This window comes from Streptococcus sp. CF8_St5-17 (assembly GCF_024295665.1).
Taxonomy (GTDB): Bacteria; Bacillota; Bacilli; order Lactobacillales; family Streptococcaceae; genus Streptococcus.
Window position 1 is genome coordinate 140449 of sequence record NZ_JANCOU010000003.1, and the last position, 13600, is coordinate 154048.

Genomic DNA, 13600 nt, shown 5'->3' on the forward strand with positions numbered 1-13600 from the left:
TTACTTACAAGTCTATTAAACACCATTTTTTTGACAATTACAAGAAGCTTTGTCTATGTGGTCGGTTGAAGAGTCTATCTGGTAGGTGACCGTTTTCAAAGAGATTTTAGAGTAAAGAAGTCAAAAAATAAGAAGAAATATATTGACAAAAATAGAAAAAAAGTGGTACAATGTTAGACGGTACTTTTTACTTTTGGTCTCTCAAGAGTGTACAGGGACGTGCTGACAAATGTTGCAAAAGTACACACAGATGATAGCTGTCACCAAGTGTATCATCACCAAAAATAAAAAAACACAGGAGAATGTAGATGCCTACAATTAACCAATTGGTTCGCAAACCGCGTAAATCAAAAGTAGAAAAATCTAAATCACCAGCTTTGAACGTTGGTTACAACAGTCATAAAAAAGTTCAAACAAACGTTTCTTCACCACAAAAACGTGGTGTAGCAACTCGTGTTGGAACTATGACACCTAAAAAACCTAACTCTGCCCTTCGTAAATTTGCTCGTGTACGTTTGAGCAACCTTATCGAAGTTACTGCCTACATCCCAGGTATCGGACACAACTTGCAAGAGCACAGCGTGGTGCTTCTTCGTGGTGGACGTGTAAAAGACCTTCCAGGGGTACGTTACCATATCGTCCGTGGTGCACTTGATACTGCAGGTGTTAACGATCGTAAACAAGGCCGTTCTAAATACGGTACTAAACGTCCGAAAAAAGCATAAGGAAAGGGGATAAAGAGAAATGAGTCGTAAAAATAGAGCTCCAAAACGTGACGTATTGCCAGATCCGCTTTACAATTCACAACTAGTTACTCGTCTTATCAACCGCGTTATGCTTGATGGTAAACGTGGTACAGCTGCTTCAATCGTTTACGGTGCTTTTGAGCAAATCAAAGAAGCTACTGGCAACGATGCACTTGAAGTATTTGAAACAGCTATGGAAAACATCATGCCTGTACTTGAAGTACGTGCACGTCGTGTTGGTGGATCTAACTACCAAGTCCCAGTTGAAGTTCGTCCAGAACGTCGTACAACACTTGGACTTCGTTGGTTGGTAACAATCGCTCGCCTTCGTGGTGAACACACAATGCAAGACCGTCTTGCAAAAGAAATCTTGGATGCTGCTAACAACACTGGTGCAGCAGTTAAGAAACGTGAAGACACTCACCGTATGGCTGAAGCTAACCGTGCCTTCGCACACTTCCGTTGGTAAGATTAAGATACTAAGGGCGTTAAAAAAGCGACTGAAAATTAGGAAGCTTGACGAAGAATCAACGATTCTAGGAAAGCGTATCTATTTTCCGAGCTTTTAGCCCGGGTTCAATTTAGCTCGGTCAGCTCTTAGCTACAATTCAACTTCCCATCTCACAAGTTGAAACCAACTAAACAAGATAAACACTGAGAACGGGTGGGTCCTGCCTATCCGTTTTTATTGAAATCGTGTTATAATAGAATAGAAATAAAAAATATAGGAGAAACAAACCTCATGGCACGCGAATTTTCACTTGAAAAAACTCGTAATATCGGTATCATGGCTCACGTCGATGCCGGTAAAACAACTACAACTGAGCGTATTCTTTACTACACTGGTAAAATCCACAAAATCGGTGAAACTCACGAAGGTGCGTCACAAATGGACTGGATGGAGCAAGAGCAAGAACGTGGTATCACTATCACATCTGCTGCGACAACAGCTCAATGGAACAACCACCGCGTAAACATTATCGACACACCAGGACACGTGGACTTCACAATCGAAGTACAACGTTCTCTTCGTGTATTGGACGGTGCGGTTACAGTTCTTGACTCACAATCAGGTGTTGAGCCTCAAACTGAAACAGTTTGGCGTCAAGCAACTGAGTACGGAGTTCCACGTATCGTATTTGCCAACAAAATGGACAAAATCGGTGCTGACTTCCTTTACTCAGTAAGCACACTTCACGATCGTCTTCAAGCGAACGCACACCCAATTCAATTGCCAATCGGTGCTGAAGATGACTTCCGTGGAATCATCGACTTGATCAAGATGAAGGCTGAAATCTATACTAACGACCTTGGTACAGATATCCTTGAAGAAGACATTCCAGCTGAATACCTTGACCAAGCCCAAGAATACCGTGAAAAATTGGTTGAAGCAGTTGCTGAAACTGATGAAGAATTGATGATGAAATACCTTGAAGGTGAAGAAATCACTAACGAAGAATTGAAAGCTGCTATCCGTAAAGCAACTATCAACGTTGAATTCTTCCCAGTATTGTGTGGTTCTGCCTTCAAGAACAAAGGTGTTCAATTGATGCTTGATGCGGTTATCGACTACCTTCCAAGCCCACTTGATATCCCAGCAATCAAAGGTATCAACCCAGACACAGATGAAGAAGAAACTCGTCCAGCATCTGACGAAGAACCATTCGCTGCTCTTGCCTTCAAGATCATGACTGACCCATTCGTAGGTCGTTTGACATTCTTCCGTGTTTACTCAGGTGTTCTTCAATCAGGTTCTTATGTATTGAACACTTCTAAAGGTAAACGTGAACGTATCGGACGTATCCTTCAAATGCACGCTAACAGCCGTCAAGAAATCGATACTGTTTACTCAGGTGATATCGCTGCTGCCGTTGGTTTGAAAGATACTACAACTGGTGACTCATTGACAGATGAAAAAGCTAAAATCATCCTTGAGTCAATCAACGTTCCAGAACCAGTTATCCAATTGATGGTTGAGCCAAAATCTAAAGCAGACCAAGACAAGATGGGTATCGCCCTTCAAAAATTGGCTGAAGAAGATCCAACATTCCGCGTTGAAACAAACGTTGAAACTGGTGAAACAGTTATCTCTGGTATGGGTGAGCTTCACCTTGACGTCCTTGTTGACCGTATGCGTCGTGAGTTCAAAGTTGAAGCGAACGTAGGTGCTCCTCAAGTATCTTACCGTGAAACATTCCGCGCTCCTACTCAAGCACGTGGATTCTTCAAACGTCAGTCTGGTGGTAAAGGTCAATTCGGTGATGTATGGATTGAATTTACTCCAAACGAAGAAGGTAAAGGATTCGAATTCGAAAACGCAATCGTCGGTGGTGTGGTTCCTCGTGAATTTATCCCAGCGGTTGAAAAAGGTTTGGTAGAATCTATGGCTAACGGTGTTCTTGCTGGTTACCCAATGGTTGACGTTAAAGCTAAGCTTTACGATGGTTCATACCACGATGTCGACTCATCTGAAACTGCCTTCAAGATCGCTGCATCTCTTGCACTTAAAGAAGCTGCTAAGACTGCACAACCAGCTATCCTTGAACCAATGATGCTTGTAACAATCACTGTTCCAGAAGAAAACCTTGGTGATGTTATGGGTCACGTAACTGCTCGTCGTGGACGTGTAGATGGTATGGAAGCACACGGTAACAGCCAAATCGTTCGTGCTTACGTTCCACTTGCTGAAATGTTCGGTTACGCAACAGTTCTTCGTTCTGCATCACAAGGACGTGGTACATTCATGATGGTATTCGACCACTACGAAGATGTACCTAAGTCAGTACAAGAAGAAATCATTAAGAAAAACAAAGGTGAAGAATAATTCACCGTCACTTTAAAAGAAGTCACTTTGTGGCTTCTTTTTCTGTTTGGTAGAAATAGCTAAAATGGCTTCAAATATGGTAAAATAGAAGGAGTATATTGTGAGGAAAATGGATGTCAACCACTTTTGAAATTTTAATGAACCAGTTGGGAATTCCCGCTGACATAAGAAATCATGAGGCCTTCTCTCAGGCTGAAATTGAACAAGTTATTGTACACAAGCAAAGTAATATTTGGGAGTTTTGTTTTGCTTTTGAGGATATCCTCCCCTTTGAACTCTTTTTAGCATTGAAGAAGGGATTGAAAGAAGAATTTTCAAAAACAGGAAATCAAGCGACTTTCGAGATTAAAACGAAAAATCAAGATTTTTCAAGAGAGCTTTTACAAGCCTACTATCAAGAGGCTTTTTCAGATGGGCCTTGTTCTAGCCAGGGTTTTCGTTCCATGTATCAAAACTGTCAGGTTCGTGTTGAAAATGATCAGTTGATTATTGAAGCTTCTGAAGCAGCAGATACAGAACATTTTAGAAAAAACCACCTGCCAAATCTCAGTAAACAGCTGGAACTCTTTGGCTTTCCTAAATTCACTTGTGTTTTAGAGAAAAATGAAGATTTGACCAAGGAAGAGCAAGAAGCTTTCCATTCGGAAAATCAAATGATTGTTCAGGCTGCCAATGAAGAAACTCTTCGGACTATGGAACAGTTGGAACAGATGGCGCCACCACCTCCAGTAGAGGACAAGCCTGTCTTTGATTTTCAAGCTAAGAAGGCAGCTGCCAAGCCAAAACTAGACAAGGCAGAAATTACTCCAATGATTGAGGTCAATACTGAGGAGAACCGTTTGGTATTTGAAGGAGTTGTTTTTGATGTTGAGCAGAAGGTGACTAGAACAGGTCGTGTTTTGATTAACTTCAAGATGACCGACTATACTTCTAGTTTCTCTATGCAAAAATGGGTCAAAAATGAAGAAGAAGCTCAGAAGTTTGACATGATCAAGAAAAACTCTTGGCTTCGTGTTCGTGGGAATGTTGAAATGAATAATTTCACGCGAGACTTGACCATGAATGTGCAAGATGTGCAGGAAGTTGTCCACTATGAGCGTAAGGATCTGATGCCAGAGGGAGAACGTCGGGTTGAGTTCCATGCACATACCAATATGTCGACTATGGATGCTCTACCTGAAGTTGAGGAACTCGTTGCGAAAGCAGCCAAATGGGGACACAAGGCAGTAGCAATCACAGACCACGGGAATGTTCAATCCTTCCCTCATGGCTATAAGGCAGCTAAGAAAGCTGGCATCCAGCTAATCTATGGGATGGAAGCCAATATCGTTGAAGACCGTGTTCCTATCGTCTATAACGAAGTAGAGATGGACCTTTCTGAAGCTACTTATGTAGTCTTTGACGTGGAAACGACAGGACTTTCAGCAATCTATAATGACTTGATTCAGGTTGCAGCTTCCAAGATGTATAAGGGCAATATCGTCGCTGAATTTGATGAGTTTATCAATCCAGGGCATCCTTTGTCAGCTTTTACAACTGAATTAACAGGAATTACGGATGACCATGTAAAAAATGCCAAACCCTTGGTTCAAGTTTTAAAAGAGTTCCAAGAATTTTGTAAGGATACCGTTCTTGTAGCCCACAATGCAACCTTTGACGTTGGCTTTATGAACGCCAACTACGAGCGTCATGGACTGCCAAAAATCACACAACCTGTCATTGATACGTTAGAATTCGCTAGAAATCTCTATCCCGAATACAAACGTCATGGTCTAGGACCTTTGACTAAACGTTTTGGTGTTGCTTTAGAACACCACCACATGGCCAACTACGATGCAGAAGCAACTGGCCGTCTGCTCTTTATCTTTATCAAGGAAGTGGCAGAAAAACATGGTGTGACAGATTTGGCACGATTAAACCTTGATTTAATCAGCCCAGATTCGTATAAAAAAGCTCGAGTCAAGCATGCGACCATCTATGTGAAAAATCAGGTGGGCTTAAAAAATATCTTTAAGCTGGTTTCTCTCTCAAACACCCAGTATTTTGAAGGAGTTCCACGAATTCCACGTACGGTTCTGGATGCCCATCGAGAAGGTTTAATCTTGGGATCGGCTTGTACGGAAGGAGAAGTCTTTGATGCAGTCGTGTCACAAGGAGTAGATGCGGCAGTTGAAGTAGCTAAATACTATGACTTTATCGAGGTGATGCCTCCGGCTATCTATGCACCTTTGATTGCCAAAGAGCAGGTTAAGGATATGGAGGAACTCCACACCATCATCAAGAGCTTGATTGAGGTCGGAGAGCGTCTCGGTAAGCCAGTTCTTGCGACAGGAAACGTCCACTATATCGAACCTGAGGATGAGATTTATCGAGAAATCATCGTCCGCAGTCTAGGTCAGGGGGCTATGATTAACCGAACGATCGGTCATGGAGAAGCTGCCCAACCAGCTCCGCTACCAAAGGCACACTTTAGAACAACTAATGAAATGTTGGATGAATTTGCCTTTTTAGGGGAAGACTTGGCTCGCAAGATTGTCATTGAAAATACCAACGCCATGGCAGAAATCTTTGAGCCTGTTGAGGTCGTTAAAGGCGACTTATACACGCCTTTCATTGACAAGGCTGAAGAAACGGTCGCCGAGTTAACCTATAAAAAAGCTTTTGAAATCTATGGAAATCCTCTGCCAGATATTGTCGATTTGCGGATTGAAAAAGAACTAACCTCTATTCTGGGGAATGGATTTGCTGTGATTTATCTGGCTTCACAAATGCTAGTGCACCGTTCAAACGAACGAGGCTACTTGGTTGGTTCCCGTGGGTCTGTTGGTTCCAGTTTCGTTGCGACCATGATTGGGATTACCGAGGTCAATCCGCTCTCGCCTCACTATGTCTGTGGCCAGTGTCAGTATAGTGAGTTTATCACGGATGGTTCCTACGGTTCAGGATTTGATATGCCCAATAAAGACTGTCCAAACTGTGGCCACAAACTCAGCAAGAATGGCCAGGATATTCCTTTCGAGACCTTCCTTGGTTTTGATGGGGATAAGGTACCTGATATCGATTTGAACTTCTCAGGTGAAGACCAACCGAGCGCCCACTTGGATGTTCGTGATATCTTTGGGGAAGAATATGCCTTCCGTGCAGGAACGGTTGGTACGGTGGCTGCTAAAACAGCCTATGGATTTGTCAAGGGTTACGAGCGTGACTATGGCAAATTCTACCGAGAAGCCGAAGTTGAGCGTCTAGCCCAAGGAGCTGCTGGTGTTAAACGGACGACCGGTCAGCACCCAGGAGGAATCGTGGTTATCCCTAATTATATGGATGTCTATGACTTTACTCCAGTACAGTATCCTGCAGATGATGTCACTGCTGAATGGCAGACCACTCACTTTAACTTCCACGATATCGATGAGAACGTCCTCAAACTCGATGTCCTGGGTCATGATGATCCGACCATGATTCGGAAATTGCAGGACTTGTCTGGGATTGACCCTAATGAGATCCCTATGGATGATGAAGGCGTGATGGCCCTCTTTTCTGGGACGGATGTGCTAGGTGTGACTCCTGAACAAATCGGGACGCCGACGGGTATGCTGGGGATTCCAGAATTTGGAACCAACTTTGTTCGAGGGATGGTTGATGAAACCCATCCGACGACCTTTGCGGAGTTGCTTCAGCTTTCTGGTCTGTCTCACGGTACCGACGTTTGGTTGGGAAATGCCCAAGATTTGATTAAGGCTGGAATAGCGGACCTATCAACCGTTATCGGATGTCGGGATGACATCATGGTTTACCTCATGCACGCAGGTTTAGATCCTAAGATGGCCTTTACCATCATGGAGCGAGTGCGTAAGGGATTGTGGCTTAAAATCTCAGAAGAAGAGCGCAATGGTTATATCGAAGCCATGAAGGCCAATAATGTGCCTGAGTGGTATATCGAATCTTGTGGAAAAATCAAGTACATGTTCCCTAAAGCCCATGCGGCAGCCTACGTTATGATGGCCCTTCGAGTGGCTTACTTCAAGGTTCACCACCCGATTTATTATTATTGTGCTTACTTCTCCATCCGTGCTAAGGCCTTTGATATCAAGACCATGGGGGCAGGCTTGGATGCTATTAAACGCAAGATGCAAGAAATTGCTGAGAAGCGCAAGAACAATGAAGCTTCTAACGTAGAAATTGACCTCTATACAACGCTTGAAATCGTCAATGAAATGTGGGAACGAGGTTTCAAATTTGGCAAGTTAGACCTCTATCGTAGTGATGCGACCGAATTCATCATCGACGGAGACACCCTCATCCCACCGTTTGTCGCTATGGATGGTCTAGGAGAGAACGTTGCCAAGCAATTGGTGCGCGCTCGTCAAGAAGGAGAATTCCTCTCTAAAACTGAACTACGCAAACGCGGTGGACTCTCATCAACCTTGGTTGAAAAGATGGATGAAATGGGCATTCTCGGCAATATGCCAGAGGACAATCAGTTGAGTTTGTTTGATGATTTGTTTTAAGATCTTGAAATGTCTTATGTAGGTTTGAGGTTAGTTAATGATGGTAAAGAAAAAAAGAGCAACACCTTGGAAACCAGGGGAAATTATTTCCATACGCTTGCGAAATGGCGTTTACGTATTAGCACAAATGGTGCGTGATCCCTATCTGGTATTTTTCAACCATTTTAACGAAGAAAATAACTGGAAGGGAGTGACCTTGAAAGAGGAGGATATCCTCTTTTGTAAAGCAGTTACTCGTCAGTTTCTACGCTATAGTTCTGTAACGATTGTTAAAAATCTTGAGCCCCTGTTAGATTATGGACTACCCAAAGAATGGATCTATAGCCATATTGGAGGGCATCCTATTACTGTTTCGGTAAAGGGACGAGAGCGCCAAGTAGCTGGTTTTGGTCGACGCTGTTCTTTAGTTCTAGCGGATAAGGACAGTGGTCAACCGGAGGATAATCCACTTATGGGCCTCTTCCAAGCTTATATCATACCAGATATCAAAGAACAGGATTGGGAACGAGTAGGTCAGGCTGAACACATGTCCATTGAAGTATTTCCAACACTCAATGAGCGTCTCTACCTTTGCTATCTTTATGGGAAAAATATAAATCCAGAACAAGATATCTCTTTGGGAAAGCCCCTGCTTGATGACTATGAAACTTATGTAGATATCCTCACTAACAGCCCAGAGGCTCGACGTCTCTATCTAGGAGAGTACGAAGAATAAGAAAGGACTTTTGATGAAACTCAGAATTTTTGCGGAAGACAAACCTGCTCAAAAGGTTTTTGAATATCAGTTAGAGCTTGCTGATCAGACAATTCTTCTATCGACAGCACTCTTGTCTGGTGCTATTGCTTTAGCAGGATTATTTTCTGCTTTGAAAGAAAAATAAAAATAGAAAAGGGAAACACAAATGGTTTTACCAAATTTTAAAGAAAATCTAGAAAAATACGCTAAGCTTTTGGTTGCAAACGGAGTTAACGTGCAACCGGGTCACACTTTAGCTCTCTCAATCGATGTGGAGCAACGTGAGTTGGCTCACTTAATCGTCAAAGAAGCTTATGCCCTTGGAGCACATGAAGTAATCGTCCAATGGGCAGATGACTTTGTAAATCGTGAGAAATTCCTTCACGCGCCACTAGAACGTTTGGACAATGTTCCCGAATACAAGATTGCTGAGATGAACTACCTTCTTGAAAACAAAGCAAGTCGTCTCGGTGTCCGTTCTTCTGACCCAGGTGCCTTGAACGGAGTGGACGCTGAAAAGCTTTCAGCTTCTGCTAAAGCAATGGGAATTGCTATGAAACCAATGCGTATCGCAACTCAATCTAACAAGGTTAGCTGGACTGTAGCAGCTGCAGCTGGACTCGAGTGGGCTAAGAAAGTCTTTCCAAATGCTGCGAGTGACGAAGAAGCAGTAGATCTCCTTTGGGACCAAATCTTCAAAACTTGCCGTGTCTACGAAGAGGATCCAGTTAAGGCTTGGGAAGAACATGCAGCTATTCTCAAGAGCAAGGCAGAGATGCTCAACAAAGAGCAATTCTCAGCCCTTCACTACACAGCACCTGGAACTGATTTGACACTTGGCTTGCCTAAGAACCACGTTTGGGAATCAGCTGGAGCTATCAATGCTCAAGGTGAAGGATTCTTGCCAAATATGCCAACAGAAGAAGTCTTTACAGCTCCTGACTTCCGTCGTGCAGATGGTTATGTAACATCTACGAAACCTCTTAGCTACAATGGAAATATCATCGAAGGCATCAAGGTGACCTTTGAAAATGGTCAAATTGTAGATATTACAGCTGAAAAGGGTGACCAGGTTATGAAGGACCTTGTCTTTAAGAATGCTGGTGCGCGTGCCTTGGGTGAATGTGCCTTGGTACCAGATCCAAGCCCAATTTCACAGTCAGGTATTACTTTCTTTAACACTCTTTTCGATGAAAATGCTTCAAACCACTTGGCTATCGGTGCAGCCTATGCAACGAGCGTTGTTGGTGGAGCAGAGATGAGCGAAGAAGAGCTGGAAGCTACAGGACTTAACCGTTCAGACGTTCACGTTGACTTTATGATTGGTTCTAACCAAATGGATATCGATGGTATCCGTGAGGATGGAACACGCGTACCACTCTTCCGCAATGGAGATTGGGCAATTTAAGGAGAAACTATGATTGGAAGTATGTTTGTCGGTCTTTTGATCGGATTATTAGCAGGAGCTATCACCAATCGTGGAGAACGGATGGGATGCTTCGGAAAAATGTTTCTCGGATGGATTGGTGCCTTTTTAGGACAATTACTCTTTGGTGCATGGGGTCCAAGCCTAAACGGTACAGCCATTATCCCATCAGTTTTAGGAGCCATGATTTTATTAGCCATCTTCTGGGAAAGAGGAAGCTAGTTTTAACTTGCTAGAACAGATAAAGAGGTTGGAAATCTTCCAACCTCTTTTTTATGAACTGCAAAAAGACTGATATGCGACTAGCTTGGCTTTCAGTGACTGGTTCTTTTTATATTGCGTCAAGTATGGTACAATAAAAACATGAGAATTCAACAATTACACTATATTATCAAAATCGTAGAGACTGGTTCCATGAATGAGGCGGCCAAGCAACTATTCATTACACAACCGAGTCTATCAAATGCCGTTCGTGACCTAGAAAATGAGATGGGAATTGAGATTTTTATCCGAAACCCCAAGGGAATTACCCTCACGCGTGATGGGATGGAGTTTTTATCCTATGCCCGTCAGGTTGTCGAGCAAACGCAACTTCTAGAAGAACGCTATAAGAACCCAATCGCTCATCGCGAGCTTTTTAGTGTGTCTTCGCAACACTATGCTTTTGTGGTCAATGCCTTTGTTTCCTTGCTTAAGAAAAGCGATATGGAAAAGTATGAGCTTTTTTTGCGTGAAACCAGAACCTGGGAAATCATCGACGACGTCAAGAACTTCCGCAGTGAAGTCGGAGTCCTCTTTTTAAATAGCTATAACCGAGATGTTCTTTCGAAGATGTTGGATGACAACCATCTAGTTGCTCATCATCTCTTTACAGCCCAGCCCCATATCTTTGTCAGCAAGTCCAACCCTCTTGCTAAAAGAGACAAGGTGCAGTTGGCAGATCTAGAAGACTTCCCATATTTGAGCTACGACCAAGGGACCCATAATTCCTTCTACTTTTCAGAAGAGATTTTGTCACAGGAACACCACAAGAAATCCATCGTGGTTAGTGACCGTGCGACCTTGTTCAATCTCTTGATTGGTTTGGACGGTTATACCATCGCGACTGGTATCCTCAATAGTAACCTTAATGGGGACAATATCGTTTCTATTCCACTTGATATTGATGATCCGATTGAATTAGTTTATATTCAGCATGAGAAAACTAGCTTGTCCAAGATGGGTGAACGCTTCATTGAATACCTACTTGAAGAAGTTCGCTTTGACAGCTAATGAATTCTATTAGAAAAGAAAAGGGAAAATGACACCAATGAATACCAATGATTTTGATTTTCACTTACCAGAGGAATTGATTGCTCAGACTCCTTTGGAAAAGCGCGATGCCTCTAAACTCTTGATAGTCAATCGCCAGACTGGAGAATTTCAAGATCGCCACTTTCACTCCATTATCGAAATGCTAGAGCCAGGTGATGCCCTAGTTATGAATGATACCCGTGTCTTGCCAGCTCGACTTCATGGTCAAAAAGAAGAAACAGGGGGACACGTTGAACTCTTGCTCTTGAAAAATACAGCAGGAGACGAATGGGAAGTCTTGGCAAAACCTGCCAAACGTCTCAAGGTCGGCACCCGTGTTATCTTTGGTGATGGTCGACTTAGCGCAGTTGTGACCGAGGAATTAACCCATGGCGGTCGTATTGTTCGTTTTGAGTATGAGGGAATTTTCCTAGAAGTGCTTGAAAGTCTGGGAGAAATGCCTTTGCCTCCTTATATCCACGAAAAGTTGGATGACCGTGAACGGTACCAGACCGTCTATGCCAAGGAGAGTGGCTCAGCTGCTGCCCCAACTGCGGGTCTGCATTTTACCAAAGAATTACTAGAAGAGATCCAACAAAAAGGAGTTCACCTAGTCTACTTGACCTTGCACGTTGGTCTTGGTACCTTTAGACCTGTTTCAGTCGACAATCTAGATGAACACGAAATGCACTCAGAGTTTTACCAATTATCTGAGGAAGCCGCTTCGACCTTGCGTCAGGTCAAGGAAAATGGTGGTCGCGTGATTGCTGTGGGAACAACTTCTATCCGTACGCTAGAGACTATCGGAAGCAAGTTTGATGGGCAAATCCAGGCCGACTCTGGCTGGACCAATATCTTTATCAAACCAGGCTATGACTGGAAGGTGGTGGATGCTTTTTCTACGAATTTCCATTTACCGAAGTCTACTTTGGTTATGCTAGTTTCTGCCTTTGCAGGCCGTGAATTGGTCCTCGAAGCCTACCAGCATGCTATCGACCAAAGATACCGTTTCTTTAGCTTTGGCGATGCCATGTTTATCTACTAAAAAACGAGAAAATCAAAACTAGAAATAAAAGGGCTAATTCCTACTTGAATTAGCCTTTTTTCGATATATGATAGCTATTGAATTAAAAGCAAATAAATGATACACTGAAGACTACGATACAGCCGTCAAATATATGCAAAATCTGACGAGCTACTTTTATCTGAGTCTATTTCAAAGGAGATTTTTATGAAAAACAAAACATTGCGCTATACGAGCCTATCAGTCCTGACCTTGTTGACTGCCTTGACCTTGGTTGCCTGTGGTGGAAAGACCGACAAGAATACGTCATCTTCAAACCAAAAGGAGACAACAAGCAAGGTGACTACAGAGTCCGCAAGTAAAACTGAAGCAGGCCAAAAAGAGGAGCAGAAGTCAGAAACAAATAGTGCGACAGAAGCTACAACCACTCAAGCAGAACAAAAGGAAGATAAGAAAAAATCACAAGAGGCTTACGCTAAATTTGTAGGAACTTGGGAAAACTACGCGGGAACAACTGCAACAGTCACAGCAGATGGAATTGTGACAATCCAAAGTGCAAATGGAACCTTTAAATACGAGATGGGTCAAGTAGAGGAAAAAGATGGCTACTACTCAACAGGTATTCATCTTGTCGGTGGTGGACAAGGGGCACGACTGATCTTTACCCCAGCTGGAGTCCAAAATGAAGTGACAGGTACAGACGGTAGCCAAGACGTCTTGTCTATCGGTCAATCTGTAAGCGACAAAGATAACCAATTTTACCGTAATTAAGCATGAAAAAGAAGAGGTGGGCTAAACCGATGGCTCACTTTTTATATGGTGAAAAGTTTGAATAAGATTTTTTGACATCAAAAAAGCCTTGAAATCAAGGCTTTTTCCTGTTGATTTAGATGCCCCCTACATGAATTTGTAAGAACTTTTCATATTGAAAATAAACAAAAGTGTTGAAATATAGCTGATTTTAGGGAAATACTTTTAGGTGTTTTCACTGTCAGGCTTTAAAAACGTGGCAAAAGTGGGGCAAAAACGAATGACTCACATTT

Annotated in this window: 11 protein-coding genes; all 11 read left to right on the forward strand. The window is 42.9% G+C overall.

What is annotated here, in order from left to right; genetic code table 11:
- Nucleotides 1–308 precede the first annotated feature (308 nt).
- Nucleotides 309–725, forward strand: a complete 417-nt coding sequence (gene rpsL, locus NMM19_RS04115) for a 30S ribosomal protein S12 (RefSeq protein ID WP_001142333.1) — start codon at nucleotides 309–311, stop codon at nucleotides 723–725.
- Between the two features lie 19 nt (nucleotides 726–744).
- Nucleotides 745–1215: a 30S ribosomal protein S7 gene (gene rpsG, locus NMM19_RS04120; protein WP_000087873.1), complete on the forward strand. Its 471-nt coding sequence runs from the start codon at nucleotides 745–747 to the stop codon at nucleotides 1213–1215.
- Nucleotides 1216–1488: 273 nt separating this feature from the next.
- On the forward strand, nucleotides 1489–3570 hold the full coding sequence (gene fusA / locus NMM19_RS04125) for an elongation factor G (RefSeq protein WP_254730085.1): 2082 nt from the start codon (nucleotides 1489–1491) through the stop codon (nucleotides 3568–3570).
- A 113-nt stretch (nucleotides 3571–3683) separates the two neighbouring features.
- On the forward strand, nucleotides 3684–8078 hold the full coding sequence (locus tag NMM19_RS04130) for a PolC-type DNA polymerase III (protein WP_254730087.1): 4395 nt from the start codon (nucleotides 3684–3686) through the stop codon (nucleotides 8076–8078).
- Nucleotides 8079–8115: 37 nt separating this feature from the next.
- A complete protein-coding gene (locus NMM19_RS04135; RefSeq protein ID WP_254730090.1) occupies nucleotides 8116–8793 on the forward strand; it encodes a hypothetical protein in 678 nt (225 codons plus the stop codon).
- Between the two features lie 13 nt (nucleotides 8794–8806).
- A complete protein-coding gene (locus NMM19_RS04140; protein ID WP_223140520.1) occupies nucleotides 8807–8959 on the forward strand; it encodes a hypothetical protein in 153 nt (50 codons plus the stop codon).
- Nucleotides 8960–8980: 21 nt separating this feature from the next.
- On the forward strand, nucleotides 8981–10222 hold the full coding sequence (locus NMM19_RS04145; protein WP_254730093.1) for an aminopeptidase: 1242 nt from the start codon (nucleotides 8981–8983) through the stop codon (nucleotides 10220–10222).
- A 9-nt stretch (nucleotides 10223–10231) separates the two neighbouring features.
- Entirely contained in the window at nucleotides 10232–10462 is a 231-nt protein-coding gene (locus tag NMM19_RS04150; protein ID WP_061863446.1) for a GlsB/YeaQ/YmgE family stress response membrane protein, read from the forward strand.
- A gap of 141 nt (nucleotides 10463–10603) precedes the next feature.
- Nucleotides 10604–11512 carry a LysR family transcriptional regulator gene (locus NMM19_RS04155; RefSeq protein WP_254726727.1) on the forward strand — a complete coding sequence of 303 codons (909 nt, stop codon included), beginning with the start codon at nucleotides 10604–10606 and terminating at the stop codon, nucleotides 11510–11512.
- Between the two features lie 37 nt (nucleotides 11513–11549).
- A complete protein-coding gene (queA, locus tag NMM19_RS04160) occupies nucleotides 11550–12578 on the forward strand; it encodes a tRNA preQ1(34) S-adenosylmethionine ribosyltransferase-isomerase QueA (RefSeq protein ID WP_254730152.1) in 1029 nt (342 codons plus the stop codon).
- A gap of 186 nt (nucleotides 12579–12764) precedes the next feature.
- Nucleotides 12765–13328, forward strand: coding sequence for an ABC transporter substrate-binding protein (locus tag NMM19_RS04165; protein WP_254730097.1), 564 nt, complete (start codon nucleotides 12765–12767; stop codon nucleotides 13326–13328).
- Nucleotides 13329–13600: the final 272 nt, after the last annotated feature.

Coding starts and splice junctions, on each gene's coding strand:
- rpsG (WP_000087873.1), top strand. CDS start 745: ATGAGTCGTAAAAATAGAGCTCCAAAACGTGACGTATTGCCAGATCCG.
- NMM19_RS04140 (WP_223140520.1), top strand. CDS start 8,807: ATGAAACTCAGAATTTTTGCGGAAGACAAACCTGCTCAAAAGGTTTTT.
- NMM19_RS04130 (WP_254730087.1), top strand. CDS start 3,684: ATGTCAACCACTTTTGAAATTTTAATGAACCAGTTGGGAATTCCCGCT.
- NMM19_RS04165 (WP_254730097.1), top strand. CDS start 12,765: ATGAAAAACAAAACATTGCGCTATACGAGCCTATCAGTCCTGACCTTG.
- NMM19_RS04145 (WP_254730093.1), top strand. CDS start 8,981: ATGGTTTTACCAAATTTTAAAGAAAATCTAGAAAAATACGCTAAGCTT.
- rpsL (WP_001142333.1), top strand. CDS start 309: ATGCCTACAATTAACCAATTGGTTCGCAAACCGCGTAAATCAAAAGTA.
- queA (WP_254730152.1), top strand. CDS start 11,550: ATGAATACCAATGATTTTGATTTTCACTTACCAGAGGAATTGATTGCT.
- NMM19_RS04135 (WP_254730090.1), top strand. CDS start 8,116: ATGATGGTAAAGAAAAAAAGAGCAACACCTTGGAAACCAGGGGAAATT.
- NMM19_RS04150 (WP_061863446.1), top strand. CDS start 10,232: ATGATTGGAAGTATGTTTGTCGGTCTTTTGATCGGATTATTAGCAGGA.
- NMM19_RS04155 (WP_254726727.1), top strand. CDS start 10,604: ATGAGAATTCAACAATTACACTATATTATCAAAATCGTAGAGACTGGT.
- fusA (WP_254730085.1), top strand. CDS start 1,489: ATGGCACGCGAATTTTCACTTGAAAAAACTCGTAATATCGGTATCATG.